General features: G+C 66.2%; 18 protein-coding genes. 7 read left to right on the top strand and 11 right to left on the bottom strand.

The genetic code is table 11. From position 1 onward, the window contains the following. Positions 1-158 precede the first annotated feature (158 nt). The gene (locus HL671_RS28440; RefSeq protein ID WP_172240870.1) at positions 159-1,688 is read left to right on the top strand and encodes a glycosyltransferase family 39 protein; all 1,530 of its coding nucleotides are present in this window, start codon (positions 159-161) and stop codon (positions 1,686-1,688) included. A gap of 3 nt (positions 1,689-1,691) precedes the next feature. Here HL671_RS28440 and HL671_RS28435 read toward each other — a convergent pair whose 3' ends face one another. Beyond that, a complete protein-coding gene (locus tag HL671_RS28435) occupies positions 1,692-2,720 on the bottom strand; it encodes a YcjF family protein (protein WP_172240867.1) in 1,029 nt (342 codons plus the stop codon). Beyond that, on the bottom strand, positions 2,717-4,180 hold the full coding sequence (locus HL671_RS28430; RefSeq protein ID WP_172240864.1) for a YcjX family GTP-binding protein: 1,464 nt from the start codon (positions 4,178-4,180) through the stop codon (positions 2,717-2,719). Before HL671_RS28430 ends, HL671_RS28435 begins: the two co-directional genes overlap by 4 nt. Before the next feature lie 191 nt (positions 4,181-4,371). Here HL671_RS28430 and trhA point away from each other — a divergent pair, with 191 nt between their 5' ends. From trhA to HL671_RS28415, 3 genes are all read left to right on the top strand, one after another. Then, the gene (trhA, locus tag HL671_RS28425) at positions 4,372-5,067 is read left to right on the top strand and encodes a PAQR family membrane homeostasis protein TrhA (RefSeq protein ID WP_012046510.1); all 696 of its coding nucleotides are present in this window, start codon (positions 4,372-4,374) and stop codon (positions 5,065-5,067) included. 23 nt (positions 5,068-5,090) lie between these two features. Next, positions 5,091-5,885: an SDR family oxidoreductase gene (locus tag HL671_RS28420; RefSeq protein WP_172240861.1), complete on the top strand. Its 795-nt coding sequence runs from the start codon at positions 5,091-5,093 to the stop codon at positions 5,883-5,885. A 479-nt stretch (positions 5,886-6,364) separates the two neighbouring features. Continuing rightward, complete coding sequence (locus tag HL671_RS28415; protein WP_210264139.1) at positions 6,365-8,080, top strand: outer membrane beta-barrel protein; 1,716 nt, start codon at positions 6,365-6,367, stop codon at positions 8,078-8,080. Between the two features lie 376 nt (positions 8,081-8,456). Here the strand turns inward: HL671_RS28415 and HL671_RS28410 are convergent, their stop codons facing one another. From HL671_RS28410 to HL671_RS28370, 9 genes are all read right to left on the bottom strand, one after another. Then, positions 8,457-10,352, bottom strand: coding sequence for a hypothetical protein (locus tag HL671_RS28410; RefSeq protein WP_172240855.1), 1,896 nt, complete (start codon positions 10,350-10,352; stop codon positions 8,457-8,459). Positions 10,353-10,681: 329 nt separating this feature from the next. Beyond that, the gene (gene mdlC, locus HL671_RS28405) at positions 10,682-12,304 is read right to left on the bottom strand and encodes a benzoylformate decarboxylase (protein ID WP_172240852.1); all 1,623 of its coding nucleotides are present in this window, start codon (positions 12,302-12,304) and stop codon (positions 10,682-10,684) included. Positions 12,305-12,456: 152 nt separating this feature from the next. After that, entirely contained in the window at positions 12,457-13,302 is an 846-nt protein-coding gene (locus HL671_RS28400) for an HTD2 family dehydratase (RefSeq protein ID WP_085972736.1), read from the bottom strand. A 2-nt stretch (positions 13,303-13,304) separates the two neighbouring features. After that, positions 13,305-14,417, bottom strand: coding sequence for a CaiB/BaiF CoA transferase family protein (locus tag HL671_RS28395; RefSeq protein WP_012046503.1), 1,113 nt, complete (start codon positions 14,415-14,417; stop codon positions 13,305-13,307). A gap of 9 nt (positions 14,418-14,426) precedes the next feature. After that, entirely contained in the window at positions 14,427-15,593 is a 1,167-nt protein-coding gene (locus tag HL671_RS28390) for an acyl-CoA dehydrogenase family protein (protein WP_012046502.1), read from the bottom strand. A 162-nt stretch (positions 15,594-15,755) separates the two neighbouring features. Next, the gene (locus HL671_RS28385; protein ID WP_172240849.1) at positions 15,756-16,337 is read right to left on the bottom strand and encodes a thiamine pyrophosphate-dependent enzyme; all 582 of its coding nucleotides are present in this window, start codon (positions 16,335-16,337) and stop codon (positions 15,756-15,758) included. Next, positions 16,337-16,882: a thiamine pyrophosphate-binding protein gene (locus HL671_RS28380; RefSeq protein WP_172240846.1), complete on the bottom strand. Its 546-nt coding sequence runs from the start codon at positions 16,880-16,882 to the stop codon at positions 16,337-16,339. The genes HL671_RS28385 and HL671_RS28380 overlap by 1 nt, the downstream gene beginning before the upstream one ends. Positions 16,883-17,222: 340 nt before the next feature. Beyond that, positions 17,223-18,494, bottom strand: a complete 1,272-nt coding sequence (locus HL671_RS28375) for a cytochrome P450 (protein WP_172240843.1) — start codon at positions 18,492-18,494, stop codon at positions 17,223-17,225. A gap of 222 nt (positions 18,495-18,716) precedes the next feature. Further along, entirely contained in the window at positions 18,717-20,012 is a 1,296-nt protein-coding gene (locus HL671_RS28370) for a cytochrome P450 (RefSeq protein WP_012046498.1), read from the bottom strand. Between the two features lie 223 nt (positions 20,013-20,235). Between HL671_RS28370 and HL671_RS28365 the strand changes: the two genes are divergently transcribed. The 3 genes from HL671_RS28365 to HL671_RS28355 all read left to right on the top strand — a co-directional run bounded on the left by HL671_RS28365 (position 20,236) and on the right by HL671_RS28355 (position 23,884). Beyond that, positions 20,236-21,408 carry an isovaleryl-CoA dehydrogenase gene (locus tag HL671_RS28365; protein ID WP_012046497.1) on the top strand — a complete coding sequence of 391 codons (1,173 nt, stop codon included), beginning with the start codon at positions 20,236-20,238 and terminating at the stop codon, positions 21,406-21,408. Positions 21,409-21,624: 216 nt separating this feature from the next. Continuing rightward, positions 21,625-22,758, top strand: a complete 1,134-nt coding sequence (locus HL671_RS28360) for a DUF898 family protein (RefSeq protein WP_172240970.1) — start codon at positions 21,625-21,627, stop codon at positions 22,756-22,758. Continuing rightward, positions 22,733-23,884: a M48 family metallopeptidase gene (locus HL671_RS28355; protein WP_172240840.1), complete on the top strand. Its 1,152-nt coding sequence runs from the start codon at positions 22,733-22,735 to the stop codon at positions 23,882-23,884. The genes HL671_RS28360 and HL671_RS28355 overlap by 26 nt, the downstream gene beginning before the upstream one ends. The last annotated feature ends 23 nt before the right edge of the window (positions 23,885-23,907 follow it).

Raw genomic sequence — 23,907 nt, 5'->3', positions numbered from 1 at the left:
GGTAGCCTAGTGGGGCGGAGCGTGGGCAAAGGCCTGCAATCCCGCCTGCGTGGGGGAGCGTTGACTCGCCCGGCAGAGTCGGGGAAAAGCACCGCGTGACGGCCATTTCCCCCAGCATCGCAGGTCCAGATTCCCGCTCCTTGCGCGCCGCGTGGCTCATGGCTGCGGCGATCATCGCCGGCATGACGGTGCTCCGGATCGTCTATGCGAGCGCGCTGGATCTGCGCACTGACGAGGCCTATTACTGGACCTGGTCGAAGGAACTGCAGCTCTGCTTCCTCGATCATCCGCCCATGATCGCCTGGTTTGTCCGGCTTGGAACGGCTCTGTTTGGCGACACCAATCTCGGGGTCCGCTTCGCGGGAATCGTGGCGATGGCGGCATCGCAGCTTCTGCTCGCCGACATCGTTCGCCGCGTCACTCACAATGCGCGTGCCGTGATCCTTGCCGTGCTGCTGCCCGAGGCTGCGCTGTATTACGGGCTGCTGATGGCCAAGGTGGCACCCGATATTGCGGCGATCCCCTTTGCTCTGGCGATGATCTGGGCGCTGATGCGCCTGGTCGAGAGTGACGATGGCCGCTGGTGGCTCGTCGCTGGACTGTTCGGCGGTCTGGCGCTGCTGTCCAAATTCACCGTCGTGATGCTGCTGCCGGGCGTGGCGGCATTCCTGCTCGTTCCGGCGTGGCGGAGCCGTTGGCTCGCGAGCCCCTATCCATGGGGCGCAGCACTGATCGCGCTCGCGGTGTTCTCGCCGGTGCTGATCTGGAACGTGCAGCATGACTGGGCCTCGTTCCGATTCCAGCTCGTTCGCGCCACGGCGCCGCGCGATTTTTCCTGGCGGACGGTCGGCGACTATATCGGACTGCAGCTCGGACAGGTCGGCTTCGTCCTGCTGCCGGTGACGCTGTCCGCGCTGACGCTGACAGCCTGGCGCGGTTATCGCACCCGCGAGCCGGTCGCCATTCTGCTCTCGACCGCGGTGCTCGTGCCGTTCCTGTATTTCCTGTGGAAGTCGCTCACTCTGCGGATCGGCGACACTTGGCCGATGTTCATGTGGCCGATCGGCTTTGCCGCGGTGGCGATCAACATCGTGAAACTTTCGCAGGAGGGCTGGCCGGCATGGATGATTCGCTCGACCGTCGGCTGGGCGCGGATCGCAGTCGCGAGCGGCCTCGCGATGGTCGTTCTGATCTTCCTCTATTATGTCGCGGCGCCCTGGAATTTTCTCGGCAGGGCCGACCCGATCGGGAGCGAGGCGGGGTACCAGCAGGTCGCGGCGCAGGTCGAGCATGAGCTGGCTGAAACCGGCGCTACCTGGATCGCCACCTCCGATTATCGGACCTATGCGATGATGCGATGGTTCTTCAGGGGGCGTGTTCCGGTCGTCCAGGTCAACGAGCGCGCCCGCTTCCTGGGCTTTCGGGATCCCGGCATGAACCTGATCGCAGCGCATCCCGGCCTCTATGTCGTCCGCGGCCCGGACGATTCCGGCCTGCTCTGGGCCGGCACGACGGCGCGCCTCGCGCCGCTCGGCAACGTCACCCGGTCGTGGCGCGGCACCGTCATGGAGACCTACGCGATCAAGAAGCTGACGGGGTGGACGCCGGATCTGTCACCGCCGCCGGACTCCCCCTTGTACCAGTGGCGGTGGCTGGCCGGAGATCTCGACGCGGCGAACTGCGCCTGAGCATCACTCCGCCTCTTCCTGCTTGCGCAGCAGATCCTTGGCGAGATCGGCGAGAGCCGGGCGCGGCAGCGCTGCAAACGGCATCGGCCGGGTCACGTCGATCGCGGCGAGGCCGAGCCGGGCCGTGAGCAGGCCGTTGAGCACACCTTCGCCAAGCCGCTGCGACAGCTTCGCGGCGATGCCATGACCCAGCACCTGCTGGATCAGGCTGTCGCTTGCCGCCATGCCGCCGGTGATGGCGAGATGGGCGATGACATGGCGCAACAGGCTGATCATGCCGAGCGCACCGGGGCGGCCGCCATAGAGCCGCGCCAGCTGCCGGATCATCCGCAAACTGGCCACAAACACGAACAGCACGTCGATCAGTGCCCGTGGGCTGACCGCGGTCACGACCGAGACGCGTTGCGCTGCCAGCGACACCAGCCGCCTGGCTTCGACATCCAGCGGCGCCATCAGCTCGCGCTCGGCGAGCTTGATCATGTCGGCGCCATCGATGATGTCGTCGGCATGGCCGGTGAGCGCGGCGCGCGGACGCGCCAGCCGCGGATTGGCGTGGGCGATACGCAGCAGCTCGGCCACCACGGCGCGGCTCTCGGCACGGTCGTCAGAAATCAGCACGGCAGCGGCGCGCTGATGCAGCTTCTCGATCGTGGCGAGACGCACCAGGCCGTAGGTCTCGCGGCCGATCACGGCGGCAAGTGCGACGGCGGCGGCTGCGGCAAGGCTGGCGCCGACATAGCCGAGCGCCTCGCTGCGCGCGAACAGATCCTCGATCAGATGCGTGACCCCGAGGCCGAGGCCGAGCAGGACGAGGCCGGCGACCGATCCCCAAAACAGGGCGCCCCAGCGGAAGCCGCGCCGCGCGGGCAGAGCGAGTTCGACCGGGACGGGCAATTGCGCCGGGTCGGCTTCTGGCGTGATCTGAATTGTGCCGCGGCCGGGCCGGGCCGCATCCTCGGCATCGACGACAACGACGTCCGGATCGTCGAGCCGGAATGTCTGGGGACGGCGGGGCTTGGCGCGTTCGCTCATTGCAGCCGGTCTCCGATCAGGAACTGAAGGGCGCGGTCGAGACGGATATGGGGCAGCGCGGGCTCGCCGCCAGCCTCCCGCTCCAGCAGCGGCGGGCGGAAGCGCAGAAAGCGGAAATCGGTACCGTCGGCGCCGGCGCTCGACAGGCCCCTATAGGCGCCGCCTTTGAACAGCTCCTCGGCATCGGCGGGCAGCTCGCCCGGGAACGTCGCCACTTCGGTCTGTCCGTCGAAGATCTCGCCATTGGCGCTTTCGCCCGCCGCGGGGGTGCCGAGCAGGGACGGCAGCTTGTCGCGGCCACGCGCCACCAGCGCCTCCCGCGTCGCCCTGACAGCGGCGAGCGCCACCACGTCGATCTCGGCGCCGGTGCTCTCCGCCCGGGCGACCGCATGGTTGACGGCCCGCCGCAGCACGGCCTCGAGTCGATCATGGCTGGTATGGTGCAGATGATCGGCCTTGGTGGCCGCGAACAGGATGCGGTCGATGCGCGGCCGGAAGAGTGCCGACAACACCGAGCCGCGCCCGACCCGGAAGCAGTCGAGAATGCCGGTCAGGGCGGCTTCGAGATCATGCAACGCCTCCGGTCCGGCGTTGAACGCCGCCAGTGCGTCGACCAGCACGATCTGGCGATCGAGCCGCGCGAAATGGTCGCGGAAGAATGGCCGGACCACGATATCCTTGTAGGACTCGTAGCGGCGCGCCATCATGGCCCATAGCGAGCCATCCGGTGCCCGGCCGTCCGCCGGCACATCGAGTGGCGCAAAGGTCAGCGCGGGGGATCCCGCGAGATTGCCGGGCATCAGAAAACGCCCCGGCGGCAGCAGGCTCATCGCGAAGCGATCGTCCCGGCAGGCGCGCAGGTAGTCGGTGAACAGGCGTGCTGACTCGAGCGTCGCGGGCTCGTCCTCACGACCTTCGGCGGAGAGCGTCGCCAGATGCGCGTGCCACGCTCCGGCCAAGTGCGACCGCGGCTCGCTGCGCGACAGCGCGAGGCTTTCGCGAACCCATTGCTCATAGCTCTTGTTGAGCAGCGGCAGGTCGAGCAGCCATTCACCGGGATAGTCGACGATGTCGAGCGTCAGGGTCCGCTCCGCGCCGTTGCCGCGTTGAAATTCGATCACCAGCCGGAGCTCGCTGATGTCGACCGTCGAACTGGGCCAGCGCCGCTCGGCGACCAGCGCCCGCACATGGCTTTCATAGGCGAAGCGCGGCACACCATCGTCCGGTTGCGGTGCCAAAAAGGCGCGCGCGATGCGCCCGGAGGACAGCGCCTCGAACACCGGCATGCGACCGCCGCGAATGAGGCCGTGAATCAGCGCCGTGATGAACACGGTCTTGCCGGCCCGTGACAATCCGGTGACGCCGAGCCGGATCGTCGGGTTGAAGAAGCTCTCGCCATAATCGAGCAGGGCACGGGCGGAGAGCCGCGCTTCCTCGACGATTTCGGAAAAAGACACCATGAGGAGGAAAGAATTCGCCAGTTGAAAAGCGCGTGAGCGATTTTTGACAGGTGGCGATGAAAAACGCTGAAATCAAGCTCACATGTCCGCGGCATTTGCGGATAGAAACAGCGATTGAACGGATCGTTGACCTCTGGAAACCATAATCGTCCGGGCAAGTTTGTCTTGGCAAGCCAGCGCCAGGTTCCTCCATGACCGTATTCCAACTGAAACAGTTCGCCTCGACCTCCGTCCACGCCGCCGCCGGCGCGGTCCGCTGGAATTACGACAAGGTAGAGATGATTGCCGACGGCATCGTTCATGCGGTCGGGATCAGCTTCGGCCTGGTCGCTGCGACCGTGCTCGTCGTCCTGACCTCCATCTATGCCAGTCCCGTCGACATCGTCGTGGTGTCGGTCTACGTCGCCGGCCTGTTGTCGATGTTGATCCTGTCGGCGACCTATAATCTGTGGCCGGTGTCGCCGACCAAATGGGTGCTGCGCCGGTTCGATCACTCGGCGATCTATGTGCTGATCGCCGCGACCTATACGCCGTTCATCGCGGCGCTGAAGGATACGCTGTTCTCGGCCGCGCTGCTGCTCGGCGTCTGGGGCGTCGCCATCTTTGGCATCGTGCTCAAGCTGCGTTGGCCGGGCAGGTTCGATACGCTGTCGATCGGGCTGTATCTGGCGCTCGGCTGGAGCGGCATCATGATGTACGACCGGGTGATCGCGGTCATGCCGACCTCGGTGCTCGCCTGCGTGCTTGCCGGCGGCATTCTGTACAGCCTCGGCGTGATCTTCCATTCCTGGCGGCGCTTGCGCTTTCAGAACGCGATCTGGCATGGTTTCGTCTTGCTGGGCGCCGGCTTCCATTATACCGCGGTGCTCGATCTGGTCTTGACATAGAAATTCCGCGGGGAGGGCTTTGCATGCAGGTGACCGGCAAGATCGTGGTGGTCACCGGCGGAGCCCGGGGCATCGGCAAGGCGCTGTGCGAGGCCTTTGCGCGGGCCGGCGCGGCCAAGGTGATCGTGGCCGACCTCGACGAGACTGCAGCGAAGGCGGTTGCCGAGAGCGTCGGGGGCGCGGCGTTCAAATGCGATGTCTCGCAGGAAACCGACATCAGCCGTGTGATCGAGGAGACCGAGCGGCAGTTCGGCCCGATCGCGCTGTTCTGCTCCAACGCCGGCATCGGCGGCGGCTTCGACCCGCTCGCAGTGAATGTCGGAGGCACGACGGATGAGCCGTGGGCGCGCAGCTGGGCGATCCATGTGATGGCGCATGTGTACGCGGCGCGGCACCTGATCCCGCGCTACAAGGCTCGCGGTGGCGGCTATTTCCTCAACACGATCTCGGCGGCGGGCCTGCTGTCGCAGGTCGGCAGCGCGCCTTATTCCACCACCAAGCACGCCGCGGTGGGATTCGCCGAGAATCTCGCGATCTCGCACAAGGCTGACAACATCAAGGTCTCGATCCTGTGCCCGCAGGGCGTCGACACCGACATGCTGCGGTCGATCCCGAAGGGCCCGCAATCCGGTGACGGCGATCTGACGCCCGAGCAGGTGGCGCAGGATGCGCTGAAGGGGCTCGCTGACGAGACATTTCTGATTTTGCCGCATCCGCAGGTGCTCGGCTATATGCGTAAGAAGACCGAGAATTACGATCGCTGGCTCGGCGGCATGGCCAAGATCCAGGCCAAGATGCGCGAAGAGTTCGGCAAGTAGCTTCGCGATCATTGTCGTCGATGATCTGACCGCGCCCCTTGGCAAACACACCGGCCTTGGCTGTGACGGCGTGGCGGGTCCTGCATCCGGTCCTGACAACTCAAGACACGACCTCTCGTTTTCGCGGAGCCCGATTCGCGTGGTCGGTCCGCATTGTTCGGTTTACGGCGCCGGCAGGGCGGTCGAACCAAAAAATGACTAATTAGTTCGTTCAGCGAGCGCCGATGGCGTCTGCAGATCGCTTCGATCCTGCGTGTTGCGAATGCTCCTCATTGCCACATGAAATCTCCCCGGCTCGGCAAAATTTCCGCCGACCTTTGCCAGTCATCTGGTCACAAGGGGAGCGCGTTGGCTGCACATGTTGCGGACGATGTCGGGCGCATCCCGACGTTCTCGCGAGACCTGTGTATCTTCGGCTTTCCGTGCAAACTCATTCATCCCACAAGACCGGCGCGTTCGCCGTGCGGACGAAGCGGCTGATGGTGACGCGATCACAGCGCGGGGTTACGCTCACGCTGGTCGAGGTGCTGCTGCTCACGGTCATGGTGGCCGATGCCGCCTCGGCGCAGCAGACCATCACGGTCAAGCCGACGGATGTCGTTCCCGGGCGGGCCGATCGGCTGTTCTTCCGTCACGTCACCGCGCGCAGCATCTACTACAATGTCCCGCGCATCGCCAATGACAGCCGGATGCTGGCGATGCGCCAAGACCCGCGCAACGTGGGCGCGTTATTGCGTCCCGTGCCTGAGTCCGGTGCGCCGGCGCTTGCGGCTCCGGGCAAGTCCGGCGTGTCTCCGGGCAGCTTCACACTCAAATCCGCTGCGTTCCAGCCGGCGCGTGGTCTGAGCGCGCCGGTGGCGGCGCGTGACGTCACGCGCGGAGTGCAGCTGGCAGCAGCGCAACCGGCCCCGTCGCAAAATGCAGCACCACATGGTTCAGCAGCGCCGGCGGAGCCGGTCGCGGTCGCACCGGCCTTGCCGGCCGTCGCGGCAAGCCAGCCGGTCGGCGTGATCCGCAACCGCGACGTCTTGCCCGATCGCAATCTCACCACGGTGACGCCGCAACCGGTGGCGGCCGACGCCAAACCTTATGATCCGACCGGCGTGACGGTCGGATCCTTCCTCGTGAAGCCGGCGGTGGAGATCTTGGCTGGCTATGACAGCAATCCGACACGGCGAGCCCGGGGAGCCGGATCGCCGGTGGCGATCGTGGCAACCGACGTCTCGCTCCGCTCGCAATGGGAGCGGCATCAGCTCAACGCCGATTTCCGCGGCGCCTATACCGATGACACCAATGTCCGTGGCATCAGCCATCCGACCTTCGAGGCGCGGGCGCAAGGGCGCTACGACGTCATCGATGGGACGGCGATCACTGGCGAGGCCCGGTTCGTCAACGATGCCTTGACGATCCCGGGACTGCTCAAGTTGCCGCGCGTCACCAGCTTCGGCGGCAGCGCAGGCGTTCTGCAGAAGCTCGGGGCGAGCGAGATCGCGTTCAAGGGATCGCTCGATCGGGTCGTGTTCAACGACGCGATGATCACGACCAACATCCCGTTGCGGACACAGGACCGCAACTACACTCAACCAGGTGCGCAGCTCCGCGTGACCTATGTGCTGACGCCGAACATCTCACCCTTCGTCGATATGAGCTTCGACCGCCGCAATCACGATCTGCAGGTCGATTTCAACGGCCAGCGGCGCGATTCGACCGGCCTTGCGGCGCGTGCGGGCGCTGTCGTCAACATGGGATCGCTGACCGGCGAGGCCTCGGTCGGCTATCTCACGCGTCGCATGGACTCGCCGGCGATGCCGAACATCAACGGCGTGATCGCGGATGCGACCCTTGCCTGGGCCGCGACCGATACGACGACGTTCGTGCTGGTGGCGCGGTCGCAGGCCTCGGAGACGCCGGCGATGAACGTCTCGGGCATCCTGTCGCGGGACGTGATCCTGCAGGTCGACCATCAGTTCGAGCCGTGGCTGATCGGCACCCTGCGCGGCGGCTACGGCCAGGATCAGTTCGTCGGCATCGGCCGGACCGATCAGCGGACCTTCCTGGCGGCCGGCAGCACTTACAAGATGAATCGCAACATTCAGCTCAAGAGCGAGGTCCGCACCGAATGGACGCGCTCCAATATCGTCATGAACAACTTCATGGCCGTGGTCGGCGTCGTCGGCGTGCGCTTCCAGTATTGATGGCGGCGTCGGGCCCCGCGCGAAGGCTTCTGACCAACCGCCGCGCGATGGTCCCGCGCCAATCGCCATGCGTGGCGCGCCAGCCGGCTTCCTCTGCAAGAGGGCCGTCGTGATCAGCCTATATCGTTGAGCGGGGCGGGCTCTCGTCGCGACTTTGCCGGGGCTGGACGCAAGAAAAAGCCCCGCAGGGGGGCGGGGCCTGAAGGCAATGCATGTCCGGCGGATGGGGGAGGCCGGGGCAGATCATGCGGTGGGGTGAGGTTAAGTCCCAACGCGTGACCGTCATCCCCGGCCGGGTCGGCATGCGGCTGGTTGCGGCCTTGTTGTCGTTTATCTGGTCCGCGCCGCCGGGCAGGCGGCGCGGAGCGCAGTGGCCTTATTGCTCGAGCGCGGCAAGCGCGGCGTTGCCGATCTGCTGCGCCTCGGCCCAGGCGGCCTGGGTCGCCTGCTGCGCAGCGGTGTAGCCGGCCTGGATCTGCTGCTGGGCTGCCGCCCGCAGCGCCTGCTCCTGCTGCTCGCCGCTTTCGCGCGCCTGGGTCAGGGCTTGATTGTCAGCGTTCAGGGTCGCGTTGGCCTGGTTGAAGGCGTTCGCGGTGGTCTGCGCCTTGGCGTTCGCAGCTGCCAGCGCGGCCTGGTTGGCGGCGTTGTTGGCGCGTTCAACCTGCTCGGCTGCCTCCTGCGCATCCTGCTTGGCCTGCTGCGCAGCCTGCCGCGCCTGCTCCAGCGCCTGCCGGTCCGCATTCACTTTCTGCTCGGCCGCCTCGACCGCCGCATCGAGCGCGCCGATCTTCTGGTTCAGCGCGGCCTCGACCGTCTTCTGGTTCTGGGTCGCGGCGGCCTGCGCGGCCTGGGTCTTCTGCTGCGCCACCGCGCGGGCCTGCTCGCCAGTCTTGAGTGCAGCCTGCAGCGCGGCCTGCTCGGCGGCTTCCTTGGCCTCCTGGTTCTGCTGGTTGTTGTTGTTGGCCTTGCCGTTGCCGTTATTGGCCGCGGCTCCGCCGTTGTTGGCAGCGGCTCCGCCATTGTTGGCCGCAGCGCCGCCATTGTTGGCGTTGCCTGCAGCCTGGCCGGCCTGCTGGGCGGCCTTGCCGGCCGCTTCGGCGGTCTCGCGCGCCGTATCCTTGGCGGCGTTCGCGGCCTCCTTGGCCTCGTTGGAGACGTCGATATCCTTGTCGAGCTTCTGGAAGGCGGCCTGCAGCGTCGACGAGGCCGCCGTCAGCTTCGCGGCAGCTGCGGTGGCAGCAGCCTGGTTGGCTGCAGTCGGATTTTTCTCCGCCTGCTCCTGCGCTTCGATCGCCGCACCGCGCGCATTTTGCTCGGCCTGGCGTGCGACGTCGATCGCCTTGCGGTCGGCGGCGACTTGAGCTTCGGCGGTGGCTGCGGTCTGCGCAGCAGCTTGCGCTGCGGCGTTGGCCTTGGCGACCGCGTCGTTGCTGCTCGTTGCGGCTGCGGCCTTGGCGGGGGTTGCCGCGGCCGCCGCGGGGGCGGCGGTCGTCTTCGCGACGGCGACTGTCGTGGTTGTCGTTGACGAGGTCGTTGCCGGCTTGGCCGCCGCAGCCGTCGTGCTCGTGGTGGTCGCGGCTGCCGTCTTCGTGGTGGTGGCTGCCGCTGTGCCGGTCGTCGCAGCGCCCTTCGTCGCCGTTCCAGTCGTCGCCGTGGCCGTCGTGGCGGCTGCGGGCTTTGCGGCGGCTGTGGAGGTGCCGAAGCCGGTGCCTGTGCCGTTGCCGGTTGCTGTCGCCGTTGCGGTCGCGGCGCCGTTCTTGGCGGTCACCGTCGTGGTGTTCGTGGTGCCGGCGGTGCCTGTGGTGGCAACTGCGACCGTTGTCTTGGCCGCGTTCGCGGCCGTCGCCGCCGTGGCGGCGGTGGTCGCGGCCTTGCTGGCTGCACTGGCTGCGGCATTGGTCGCCGCCTTTGCAGCCGCGTTTGCGGCGGCCTTGGCCGCAGCGTCGGCTGCAGCCTTCGCGGCCTGCTTTGCGGCGGCATCCTGCGCCGCCTTGGCCGCGGCAGCGGCCGCAGATTTGGCGGCGGCATCCTGGGCCGCCTTCGCGGCGGCTGCGGCTGCGGCCTTGGCGGCTGCGTCCTGCGCGGCCTTCGCAGCCGCGTCCTGCGCCGCCTTCGTCGTGGCCGAGGTCGCGAGCGCGGTCGTCATCGCCGCCTGGGCGTTGGCGTCACGCGGCAGCGTGGTCACGGCCAAGGCGGCCATGAGAGCCAGCACGCTGACGTGCCGATAGAGGTCTTTCCTCGATGATGCGGTTTGAATGTTCTTATCCATCATCAGCTCAACTCCATTGGTACGCTGGATCAGATGACGGAACCTTTTGGTAATGATTTTGGTTTGCAGAATGGTCGGACCTTGCAACCAACATGGCGGCTGTCTGCCAGCTGACGGCAGGATTTCGCGGCCTTTGCGGCAGCGGCGCTGCGGCGAGATGGCGCAGCGCGTCAGAAAGCTTTCGAAACAATCGCTTGTCGGACGACAGCGAGCGTCACGGTTGCGGCCCGATCATGCGCATTCGGCGGCAGATCACGCTGCCGACATCCGCGTTGAGGCGAATTGTCGCAAGGTCGATATCTTGACTCTTTGTCCGCTGTTCGAACCGCGTGTCAGCTCTTCTGCGCGTAGAGCAGCGGGACGGCGGAATCCACCATCACCTCGACGAGGCTGGGGCCGTCATGGGCGAGGCCGCGCGCGAGGGCGGCCGGAAGCTCCGCCGAACGGCTGACGCGGACCGCGTCGCAGCCCATGCCCTCGGCGAGCTTGACGAAATCGAGCCCCGGCAATTCAAGCCCGGGGACGTTGCGCACCTGCATGACTTGGCTGAACGAGCGCATCGCGCCGTAACCGGAATTGTTGATCACGACCACAGTCATTGGCAGCCGGCGCTGTGCCGCGGTCCATAGCGCCTGCAGCGAGTACATCGCCGAGCCGTCGCCGATCAGGCAGACAATGCGGTCCTTCGGCCGCCCAAGCGCCATGCCGACCGCCGCCGGCAGGCTGTAGCCGAGGCCGCCGCTCGACATCGTGTAGAACGAATCCGCGCCGGGCATCGGCATGAATTTGTGCATCAGCGGCCGGTGCGAGGGGATCTCCTCGACCAGTGCGGCGCCGGCGGGCAGCGCCTGCCCCAGCGTATGCAGCAGGTAGTCGACCGGGATCGGATCGGATGGCTTGGGGGCCTCGGGCAGCACGCGGGCCTGCGGCGCGGCGCGCTTGGTCTCGGGCAGGAGCTCGAGCAGCAGCAACAGCGCCGGCCGCATCGTCGCGATGATGCTGGTGCTGATCGGCGGCACCGCCGCGCCGTCGGCGTCGTCGGTGATCTGATAGATCGCCGTGGCGCCGTCGAAGATCGCGGCATGGCCCTCGACATGGAAGGTGAAGACCGGCGCGCCGATCACGAGCACGAGGTCATGCGGCTTGAGCGCGTCCGACAATTGCCCGGGCGAGGCGTGCAGGAAGCCCTGGAACAGCGGATGCCGCTCGGGGAACGAGCAGCGCGCCGAGAACGGGCTCACCCAGACGCCGGCTTTCGCCCTCTCGGCGAGCTGCACCATCAGCGTGACGCAGCCGGCGCGGTCGACGCCGGGACCGACGACGAGCGCCGGGTTCCTCGCCGCTGTCAGGGCGGCGACCAGCTCGTCCATTGCGGCGCGGTCAGGGCCGAGTTCGCGGCTGACCTTGCGCGCCGAGACCGGCTGTGCCGGATGCATCCAGTCGTCGATCGGGATCGAGACGAAGGTCGGTCCGCAGGGCGGCTGCATCGCAGTGTAGTAGGCGCGCGCGATCGCGCCCGGCACGTCCTCGGGGCGCGCCGGCTCGACGCTGTATTTGACGTAAGGGCGCGGAAATTCGCTGGCGCGCTCGGCATAGAGGAACGCCTGCAGCGGCAGGATCGCGCGCGCCTGCTGGCCGGCGGTGATCACCAGCGGCGTCTGGTTGCGATGCGCGGTGTAGATGTTGCCGAGCGCATTGCCGACGCCGGCGGCCGAATGCAGATTGACGAAGCCGGCATTGCGCGTCGCCTGCGCATAGCCGTCGGCCATGCCGACGACGGAAGCCTCCTGCAGGCCGAGCACGTAGTCGATGTCATCGGGCCAGTCGCTGAGGAACGGCAGCTCGGTCGAGCCGGGATTGCCGAAGACTTTCTTGATGCCGAAGGCACGCAGCAGCTCGAATGTCGCCTGCTTGACGGTGACGGGCTTGGTCGTTGTTTTTGTTGTCTTGGCCAAAGGCGTTTCCTCACATNGTCGTTGTTTTTGTTGTCTTGGCCAAAGGCGTTTCCTCACATGCCGTCATTGCGAGGAGCGAAGCGACGAAGCAATCCAGAGTCGTCGCGGAACTCTGGATTGCTTCGCTTCGCTCGCAATGACGATAGACTGTTTCACCACACCGCCGTGCCCTTCATCGTCGGCTGCCGCTCGGCGTTGGCGATCCACAGCTCCAGACCGCCATCCCTGTCGTTGGCGTTGACGGAGAACTCGCTGCCCTCGAACAGCGGCTGCACGCCGCGATAGGCGAACTTGGCCGGCGGCTTGCGCTTCAGCCCGGCGGCGAACTCGACCAGCAGCGCGGCCTGCAGCGGGCCGTGGAAGATCAGCCCCGGATAGCCCTCGACCTTGGTGACGTAGTCGCGGTCATAGTGGATCCGATGGCCGTTGAAGGTCAGCGCCGAGTAGCGGAACAGCAGCACGGGATCGGAGACGTGGCTCTCGCTGTGCTGCGCCACCGGCGGCGGGGGCGCCTTGGGCGACGCAGGCTGCGCGCCGCCCATGTCGCGATAGACGATGTCCTGGCGCTCGCGGATTGCTGTGCCGCGCGGCGTCGAGACGACATGCTCGACGGCCACGAAGCAGAGCTGGCCGGTCGAGCCGCTCTTCAGGCTGACATCCGTGATCGTCGAGACCCGCGTGGCGACGTCGCCGACGCGCAGCGGATCGATGAACTGCACCTCGCCGCCGGCCCACATCCGCCGCGGCAGCGGCACCGGCGGCAGGAAGCCGCCGCGGGTCGGGTGGCCGTCGGGCCCGAGCTGATCATGCGGGAACACCGGCTGGCCCAGGCACCAATGCACTGTGTACGGCGCGATGTCGCCGGTTTGCGGCTCGCCGATATCCTGGAACAGCGTGGCGCGCAGCCCCTTGGTCAGTTGCGCGGTGACGATGTCGGTTGCCTCGGCGCTGCGGCCGACCCATTGCCGGAGGTGATCGAGATCGAGCTCATCCGTCATGATCATCCCTTTCGCTGATGCGGCGAGGCCGCCTCGCCGATCCCTGGCACGGCGCCATAATGCCTGTCGTCGCCGACGACGATCGCCGCGGGCGCCGGATAGGAGACGACGCCGTTCGGCGTATTGACTTCGATCCGGCGCAGATGCGGATGCATTGCGAGGTCCGCCATGCTGTTGACCTCGGCAAAGGCGATGTCGGCAGCGGCGAGCTTGGCCAGCAGCTCGGCCCGCGTCAGCGCTGCGAAGCGCTCCGCCACGATGCCATCCGTCAGCGCGCGGTTGCGCACGCGCGCGACCATGTCGGCGAAGCGCGGATCGTCGGGCAGGCCGGGCTGATCCAGCACCTTGGCGCACAACGTCTTCCACTCGCGCTCGCTCTGGATCGAGATCAGGATGTCCTTGCCGTCCTTCGAGGTGAACACGCCATAGGGCGCGATCGAGGGATGGGCGAGGCCGATACGCTTCGGCGCATTGCCGGCTTCGGCGTTCAGCAGCGGCACTGTCAGCCAGTCGGCCATCACGTCGAACATCGAGATCCGGATGTCGGCGCCTTCGCCGGTGCGCCCGCGCTTGATCAGCGCCTCCAGGATCGCGGCATGCGCCGTCGCGCCGGTGGCGACATCGACGATGGACATGCCGACCCGCGACGGACCGTCCGGGCCGCCGGTGATCGAGGCCAGACCGCTCTCGGCCTGGATCAGGAGATCATAGGCCTTGCGATCGGCATAAGGACCCGAGTCGCCATAGCCGGTGATGGTGCAGCAGATCAGCTTCGGATAGTCCTTGCGCAGCCGCTCGCGGGCAAAGCCCATTCTGTCCATCGAGCCGGGCTTGAGGTTCTGCAGCAGCACGTCGGCGCTTGCGATCAGCCTCTCCAGCTCGGCGCGGCCGTCCGGCTTGGCGAGATCGACGACCAGCGAATCCTTGCCGCGGTTGAGCCAGACGAAGTAGCTGCTCTGCCCCTTCGCCGCGGCGTCATAGCCGCGGGCGAAATCGCCTTCGGGCCGTTCGATCTTGATGACATGAGCGCCGGCATCCGCCAGGCGCGACGAGCAGAACGGCGCGGCCACCGCCTGCTCGACGGCGACGACAGTGATCCCTTCAAGCGGCAGCATCGCAGGACCTCAGTAAGACCTGGGCATGCCGAGCACGTGCTCGGCGACGTAGGACAGGATGAGGTTGGTCGAGATCGGCGCCACCTGATACAGCCGCGTTTCGCGGAACTTGCGCTCGACGTCATACTCCTCGGCGAAGCCGAAGCCGCCATGGGTCTGGATGCAGGCGTTGGCCGCCTCGAACGACGCGTCCGCCGCGAGCATCTTGGCCATGTTGGCCTCGGCGCCGCAATCCTGCCCAGCCTCGTATTTGCGGGTGGCTTCCTTGACCATCAGCTCGGCCGCGCGCATCGACGCATAGGCCTTGGCGATCGGAAACTGGATGCCTTGATTCTGGCCGATCGGACGGCCGAACACGACGCGCTCCTTGGCGTAGTTGGTCGCCTTGGCGATGAACCATTTCGCATCGCCGACGCATTCGGCGGCGATCAGGATGCGCTCGGCGTTCATGCCGGAGAGGATGTAGCGGAAGCCCTTGCCTTCCTCGCCGATCAAATTCTCCGCCGGCACCCGCATGTCGGTGAAGAACACCTCCGTCGTGGCGTGGTTCATCATCGTCCGGATCGGGCGGATGGTGAGCCCGGCCTTTTTGGCCTCGCGCATGTCGACGATGAAGACGGAGAGTCCGTCGGTGCGCTTCTGCGCCTGGTCCTTCGGCGTGGTGCGCGCGAGCAGGATCATCAGGTCGGAATATTCGGCTCGGCTGGTCCAGATCTTCTGGCCGTTGACGATGTAGCTATCGCCGTCGCGCTTGGCGAAGGTCTTCAACGACGAGGTGTCGGTGCCCGAGGTCGGCTCGGTGACGCCGAACGCCTGCAGCCGCAATTCGCCGCTCGCGACCTTCGGCAGCCATTTGGCTTTCTGCTCGGCCGAGCCGTGCCGCAGCACGGTTCCCATCGTGTACATCTGGGCGTGGCAGCCGCCGCCATTGCAGCCGGCGCGCTGGATCTCCTCCAGGATCGCGGCCGCAGCCGACAGCTTGAGGCCGGCGCCGCCATATTCCTCGGGGATCAGCACGGAGAGATAGCCGGCCTGCGTCAACGCATCGACGAACGCCGACGGATAGGCCATCTCGCGATCCAGCTTGCGCCAATATTCGCCGGGGAACTGGGCGCAGAGTTTCGCCACCGCGTCGCGGATGTCTGCGTAGTCGTCGTGCTGATGCTGTTCTGTCATTCCTTGCTCCGCGGGCCGTGATCACACGTCCCGCGGTCTCCCTCTATGTGTTGATGATAGCCTATGACGAAGCGTGCGGTGCTTGGCAAGCTTGGAATGCCAGCGTTGCGGCTGGTCAGCCTTGCCTGCTGCGACACATGAAAGGTGCGTGGCAACCATGGTCTAGCTGACCGGATAGCCGAGATGGCCGCGGAAGCGGTTCTTCAAAAACACGCCATCGCGCGGCGGAAGGGCGCGGTCGACGTGATCGGTGGAAATGACGACGCGCGCAAAATGCGGACCTGCGCGGTCGTGCAGCTTCGGCCGGAAGGCATCGAGCGCAACCTGATCGGCGATCGTGCTCACGGAGGGAAAGCCCGCGCCCGAGGCGATCAGCTCCAGCCTCGCGCCGAGCCCGGAATGGCTCATCTGCATGCCGGTCTCGCCGAAATGCGCATTGTCGAGCACGATGATCGACAGATTGCTGGGCTTCTTCGCCGCCGCGGTCGCAAGGCCGCCGAGCCCCATCAACTGTTCGCCGTCGCCGGTGATGACGGCCACCGGCCGCGACGGTTGCGCCAGCGCGAGGCCGAGTCCCATCATGGCCGCGCCGCCCATCGCGCCCCAGAGATAGAAGTTCGCCGGATGATCGCCGGCCGCAAACACGTCGTAGGAGGACGAGCCGAGGCCGCTGATCACCAGCAGGTCGCCGCGGTCCTGCAGCAGCGCCTGCACGGCGGCGCGACGGTCGAGCGCTGTGTTCATCACTTGCCCTCCGTCCACTTCTTGGCGCCGATCATGCGCTGGGAGATCAGCACGGCGATGGCCTGATTGCTGTCGAAGGCGAGTCTTGCGGCTGCGGCCGCCATCTCGCCGGCGTCGTCAGGCCGCTCCAGCCGGAACACGGTGACGCCCATGATGTCGAAGGCAGCCGGCGTCGCCTTGCCCATCGCCACCTGCCACGGATTGAACTCGGCCCATTCGCCGCGCATGGTCACGAAAGTGAGGAACGGGAACCGGCAGCTCGAAAGCAGCGACAGCATGTTGACGCAATTGCCGACGCCGCTCGACTGCATCAGGAGCACCGCGCGCTGGCCGCCGAGCCAGGCGCCGGCGGAGAGCGCCACGCCTTCCTCCTCGGTGGTCAGGACAGTGGTGGCGATCGCGGGATCGTCATGCGCCAGGCGAATGAGGCGGGAATGGCCGGCATCGGGCACGTAGCAGAGCTGCCGGACATCGGCCGCCTTTAGCGCCTCGTAGATGGCGAGCGGCCAGTCGGGACCTGTCGTCGGCGTGTCGGAAGCGGCCATGGCGTCCTGCGGTTCATGCGCACCGATGGTGCAGCGGATGATTTAGCCAGAAATGGCGACCGGGGCCCATTGAATTTGGTTCACCCGGCCATGCCGGATTCTTATAGGGAGTTGGCGGTCTCATGGTTCGAGACGCCGCTGCGCGGCTCCTCACCATGAGTGGCGCCGCCGCCCAACAGGCGGAACTCCAAACCTCATGGTGAGGAGTGCCGCGCGAGAGGCGGGCCAACACAAACAGTCTTGCTGGCGGCGCGTCTCGACCCATGAGGCCGCTGTCCCGGCCTCGCCCTTCGAGACGCCCGCCTCCGGGCGGGCTCATCAGGGTGAGGCTCGGAAGCGCTCACCCCGGGATGCGCACCGGCAGCGACTCATAGCCGCGGACGAAGCTGGAATAGACCCGCTTCGGCTCGCCGACGACCTCGATACGGTCGAAGCGCTTCAGGATCTCCTGCCAGACGATGCGCAGCTGCAGTTCGGCCAGCCGCATGCCGACGCAGCGGTGGATGCCGAAGCCGAAGGAGAGGTGGATGCGCGGCCGTTTGCGGTCGATGATGAAGGCGTCGGGAGTCTCGATCACCTCCTCGTCGCGGTTGCCCGAGACGTACCACATCACGACGCGGTCGCCCTTCCTGATCTTCTGGCCGCCGAGCTCGGTATCGACCAGCGCTGTGCGCCGCATATGCGCCAGCGGCGTCTGCCAGCGGATCACCTCGGGCACCATGGTGTCGATCAAAGCCGGATTGTCGCGCAGCTTCTGATACTCGGCCGGGTTCTCGTTCAGCGCCAGCACCGAGGCGGTCATGGTGTTGCGCGTGGTGTCGTTGCCGCCGACGATGAGCAGGATCAGGTTGCCCATCAGATTGTCCGGCGTCATGTGCCGTGTCGCCTCGCTGTGCGCCATCATCGAGATCAGGTCGCGGCCGGGATTGGCCTGGCGCTCCTTCCACATCCGGCCGAAGGTTTCGGCGCAGTCGGCGAGCTCGCGGCGGCGCTCGTCCTCCGACGACACGATGCCGCTCTTGGGCAGCGCGGTGGACACGTCGGACCAGCGCGTCAGCCTGCGCCGCTCCTCGAACGGGAAGTCGAACAGGGTCGCGAGCATCTGCGTCGTCAATTCGATCGAGACCTTCTCGACCCAGTTGAAGGTCTCGTTGCGCGGCAGCGAATCCAGCACCTTGGCCGAGCGCTGCCGGATCAGCACCGCCATCTCGTCGAGATGATCCGGCGTGAACATCGGCGACACCGTCTTGCGCTGCTCGCCATGGCGGGGCTCGTCCATCGCGATGAAGCTCGGCCATTCATAGCCGGGCGGCACGTCGCGAATCATGATGCCGCCATTGCTGACATCGGAGGAGAAGATCGCATGGTTGGTGTCGACATGCATGATGTCGTGGTAGCGCGTGACGGACCAATACGGCTCGATCGGCGCCTTGGTGCAGTAATGCACTGGCGCTTCCTTGCGCAGCCGCTCGAACCACGGCCAGATCGTGTCGCTTTGGAACAGGCGCGGTGCTCCGGGATGGAAGTCCTCGATCGGCGTCGAATAGGCCTCCAGCCGCGCCTGGCGCAGCAGATCGGCATGGTCGGAACGAAGCGCGGCCTGGGCGGTCATGGGGTGGTCCTTTTCTGGAGAAATGCTCCAAACCCTAACAATGGATCAGGTATGGCCTGCCGTCCGGCATTGCGAGCGACGCGGAAGCAGTCCGGGGCCGGAAACAGGTCCGGATTGCGTCCGCCGTCGCCCGCTGGGCTATGACGGACACGTCGTCACCTTCGGCTCCTCATCATGACGGAGATCGGTGGATCGTCATCGTTTCAAATCGTCGAGTTGACTCTAGGCCGCAATCCTGACCGGCAATGTCTCGTATCCCTTGACGAAGCTGGAATAGACCCGCTTGGGTTCGTCCATCACGTCGATATGATCGAAGCGCTTCAGGATCTCTTCCCAGATGATCTTGAGCTGCAGCTCGGCAAGCCGCAGCCCGACGCAGCGGTGGATGCCGAAGCCGAATGACAGATGCTGCCGCGGACGGGCGCGATCGATGATGAAGTCGTAGGGACGCGCGATGGCGGTCTCGTCGCGGTTGCCCGAGACGTACCACATCACCACCTTGTCGCCCTTTTTGATCTGCTTGCCGCGGAACTCGATGTCTTCGAGCGCCGTGCGGCGCATATGGGCCAGCGGGGTCTGCCAGCGGATCACTTCGGGCACGAAGCTGTCGATGAGGGCCGGGTTGTCCTTCAGCTTGCGGTACTGATCGGGATTCTGGCTGAGCGCATAGATGCTGCCGGACATGGTGTTGCGCGTGGTGTCGTTGCCGCCGACGATCAGCAATACGAGATTGCCGAGGAAATTCTTCGGGTCCATGTTCCGCGTCGCGTCGCTATGCGCCATCATGGACAACAGGTCACTCTTCGGCGGCTGGTTCTGCCGCTCCTGCCAGAGCCGTGCGAAATAGCGGGCGCACTCCATCAGTTCGGCCTGGCGCTCGTCCTCGGTGGCGACCAGCCCGTCCGGTCCGGGGATCGTGGTCGTGATGTCCGACCAGCGCGTCAGCTTGCGGCGATCCTCCCAGGGGAAGTCGAACAGCACCGCCAGCATCTGCGTGGTCAGCTCGATCGACACGCGATCGACCCAGTCGAACACTTCGCCGCGGGGCAGATTGTCCAGGCACTCGGCGGAGCGCTTGCGGATGTTGATCGCGAGCTCGTCGAGATGCGTCGGCGTGAACATCGGCGCCACCGTCTTGCGCTGGGCGGCGTGGCGCGGCGGGTCCATCGCGATGAAGCTCTCGCGGCGCAGCTCCGGATCGATGTCGCGGATGGTGATGCCGCCCAGCGCCGAGGCCGACGAGAACACGGCGTGATTGGTCTCGATCTCCATGATGTCGTCGTAGCGGGTAATCGACCAATACGGACCGAACATCGAGTCCCTGCAGTAATGCACGGGATCTTCGCGGCGCAGCCGGTCGAAATAGGGCCAGTGCGTGTCGCTGCGGAACAGCTCGGGATTGCCGGGATCGAACGCGTCGAGCGGCAGCGACGCGGCGCGGCGACTGGCTTCGTCGATGGCGCGCTCGCCTGTCGCGACAGGCCTTCGGATGTCGGCCGTAATGGTCGTCCCGAGCATGGATGTCTCCTCCTGGCCGGATTCTTGATGTCCGACGATATTGGGCGCGATTACATCCTGCCCGGGCGCGCTGGGCAAGCGGGGAGTTTGACGGAGGCCCCAAGGAGGGATCTTGCGCTGCGGCGCTGCTGTTTCCTGGACGCCGGGCGTGACAAGCGCCACGTCACGGAATATGGCTACGCCGATTTGTTGCAAAGCAGAAGATGAGCAGGAGGCCGCCGTCATGATCGCCAACGCGCAACGCATGTTCAATTTCGACCTCGGCGAGACCGCCGATGCGATCCGCGACACGGTGGCCGGTTTTTCGCAAAACGAAATCGCCCCGCGCGCGGCCGAGATCGACCGCTCCAACCAGTTTCCGCGTGACCTCTGGCCCAAGATCGGCGAACTCGGGCTGCACGGCATCACGGTCGAGGAGGAGTATGGTGGTGCCGGCCTGGGCTATCTCGAGCACTGCATCGCCATGGAGGAGATCTCGCGCGCCTCGGCGTCGGTCGGCCTGTCCTACGGCGCCCACTCGAATCTCTGCGTCAACCAGATCCGCCGCAACGGCAACGAAGCGCAGAAGCGCAAATATCTGCCCAAGCTGATCTCCGGCGAGCATGTCGGCTCGCTGGCGATGTCGGAGCCGCAGGCCGGCTCCGATGTGGTGTCGATGAAGACCCGCGCCGACAAGCGCGGCGACCGCTTCGTGCTCAACGGCAGCAAGATGTGGATCACCAACGGTCCCGTGGCGGAGACGCTGGTGGTCTATGCCAAGACCGATCCGCAAGGTGGACCGCGCGGCATCACCGCCTTCATCATCGAGAAGGGCATGAAGGGGTTCTCCACGGCGCAGAAGCTCGACAAGCTCGGCATGCGCGGCTCGGATACTTGCGAGCTCGTGTTCGAGGACTGCGAAGTGCCGGAGGAGAACGTGCTGGGGCAGGTCGGCCGCGGCGTCAACGTGCTGATGTCAGGGCTTGACTACGAGCGCGCGGTGCTGGCGGCAGGTCCCCTCGGCATCATGCAGGCCTGCATGGACGTGGTCCTGCCCTACGTGCATGAGCGCAAGCAGTTCGGCCAGCCGATCGGCACCTTCCAACTGGTCCAGGGCAAGGTCGCCGACATGTATACGACGATGAATGCCGCGCGCGCCTATGTCTATGCGGTTGCCAAGGCCTGTGATCGCGGCGAAACCACGCGCGAGGATGCCGCCGGCGCCATTCTGTTTGCCGCGGAGAAGGCGACGCAGTGCGCGCTGGACGCGATCCAGCTGCTGGGCGGCAACGGCTATATCAACGACTATCCGACTGGTCGGCTGCTGCGGGATGCCAAGCTGTACGAGATCGGCGCCGGCACCAGCGAGATCCGCCGCATGCTGATCGGGCGGGAATTGTTCGACAAGACGTCATAAGCCGCCGCCGTATCGGCGACGCAGGCGGATGCCTGCGCTCGCCCATCGGCTGGGCTGCAGATATTTATTCGCGTGTCGCCCCGGCCGGTGTTTTTTTCCGGCCGACTTGCGTACAAAATGCGTCACCAACCTCGAACCTCGGATTCGCCGCGGCGACGAATCTCCGAGGTATTTTGCATGTCGTTGCGTGTGTCGGAGTCGTGAGCCGTGAACCAGATGAGTTTCGTTCCGCAGCAGCCTCCGCCGCTTCCGCCGCTCTCTGTCACTTTCTCCGGCGCGCGCAGCGAGTTCTTTCGACTGGTCAGCCGCGGTGCGGCCATCGAACTGATTACGCTCGGGTTCTACCGGTTCTGGCTGGCCACCGACATTCGCCGGCACCTGTGGGTCAACACATCGGTCGACGGCGATTCCGCCGAATATACCGGTCGCGGCAAGGAGCTCCTGATCGGCTTCCTGTTCGCGATGGCCATCCTGGTCCCGATCTACCTTGCCTACTTTCTCGTCACTGTGGAGGCCGAGCGTTACGAGGGCTTCGCCAGCATTCCGCTGCTGATCTCGTTCTACGCGTTCGGCCAGTTCGCGATCTATCGCGCGCGTCGCTACCGCCTGACGCGCACGGTGTGGCGCGGCGTGCGGTTCTGGATGGATGGCTCGGGCTGGGCCTATGCCGGGCGCGCGATGCTGTGGACGCTGCTGGCCGTGCTGACGCTCGGACTGGCGTGGCCGTGGCGGGCGGCTGCGCTCGAACGCTACAAGATGCGGCATTCGCATTACGGCGATCTGCGCGGTGATTTTGAAGGCCGCGGCTGGGAGTTCTTCAAGCAAGCCTGGTATCTGTGGCTGATTGCGCCATTCGCAATCCTGCTGTTTCCGCTGTTGCCCTTCGTCTATGCGCAGTTCAAGGCCGTCGAGTGGCGCTGGTGGCTGTCGGGCATCCGGTTCGGCGGCGTGCGCCTGGAATCGAGCCTTCCCGTGAATGCGTTCCACGGCCTCTATTGGAAGGTGATCGGCTGGTTCATCCTGCTGTCGCTCGTCTACGTGATCTATCTGGGCGCCGTGATTGCGCTCGGCATGAGCCTGCTCGGGCTGGGAAAAGACGGTCTGCCGCAGGCCCAGGCGCTGGCCACTCAGATGCTCCTCGTGGTCGCGATGGTGCCTGGCTACATCGCGCTGATCCTGGCGGTCAACGTCGTGATGCGGCTGTATCTGGTGCGCGACATGTGGGCGGTCGCGCTGGACTCGGTTCGGGTGTATGGCATCGAGGCCATGGCCAATGTCGCCGCCAAGGGCGATCTGGCCAGCGCGCTGGGCGAAGGGTTTGCCGATGGGCTCGACGTCGCCGGCTTCTGATCGTGAGCCCACCCCCGCAGATGGTGTCGTCGGCGTCACGTCGGCTGCGCAGGACGCTGCTCCGCCGAGCGGCCCCGCGACCTATTTCGACGGACTGTCGAACCGCCGTCAAACCGTCATCCTCGGCCTTGCCAACCAGCTCGTGTTGCGGAGCCCCGACAATTTCGTGTCGTGGCCTTACGAGGATATCCGCCGGGTCGATGGTCCAACCGGCACGCTGCGCGTCAGTTGCCTGTCGGCGTCACCGCTGGCCCGCCTCGAGATCCGCGACCCGGCGCTGGCGGCGGAGCTGTGCGCGCGCTGCAGCCGCATCGACGAGAACAGGATCACCCGCGGCACCATCGCGCGCATCGTCGGCTGGTCGTTGGCGGCCGCGGCCTCGATCGTCGCGGTCGTTCTGGTGGTGCTGCCTTTTGCAGCCGACCGGCTGACACCCCTGGTGCCGCCGAGGATGGAGCGGCATCTCGGCGAGGCGGCCGTGGTGCAGATCCAGGCGCTGTTCGGCGACAAGCTCTGCAGCGAGGCGGCTGGGCAGGCGGCGTTCGCCAAGCTGGTCACGGCGCTGCGCAGGCCGGCGGGCCTCGACGACGGCATCGCCTCGCAGGTGCTGGATACGCCGATTCCCAATGCGTTCGCGCTGCCGGGCGGACGCATCTTCCTGTTTCGCGGGCTGCTGGACAAATCGAACGACCCGGACGAGGTCGCCGGCGTCCTGGCCCATGAGCTCGGCCATCTCAAACACCGCGACAACCTGCGGCAGCTGATCCACAATGGCGGCAGCTCGTTCCTGATCGGCCTGTTGTTCGGCGACGTCACCGGCGCTGGCGCCGCGATCTTCGCCTCGCGCGCCATGATCGACGCGTCCTATTCGCGCGAGGCGGAGCAGGCCGCCGACAGCTTCGCAATCCAGGTGATGCATAAGCTCGGACGTCCGACGCGACCAATGGGTGAACTGATGGTTCGCATCACCGGCAAGGAGGACGGCACGCTGTCGCTCTGGGCGAGCCATCCCCTCAGTGAGGACCGGCTGGCCCGCATGCGCGCCGAGAACCGCCCGACCAGCGGCCCGCCGCTCTTGAGCGCCGAGGAGTGGCGCGCGTTGAAGGGGATTTGCAGGCCGTCCTGAGTTGGCGCTGCGCTGGAAGAAGC

Origin of the sequence: Bradyrhizobium denitrificans (assembly GCF_013179005.1) — a bacterium.
Taxonomy (GTDB): Bacteria; Pseudomonadota; Alphaproteobacteria; order Rhizobiales; family Xanthobacteraceae; genus Bradyrhizobium; species Bradyrhizobium denitrificans.
The sequence above is the reverse complement of the archived record's forward strand: the minus strand, read 5'-3'. Positions and strand labels throughout refer to the sequence as shown.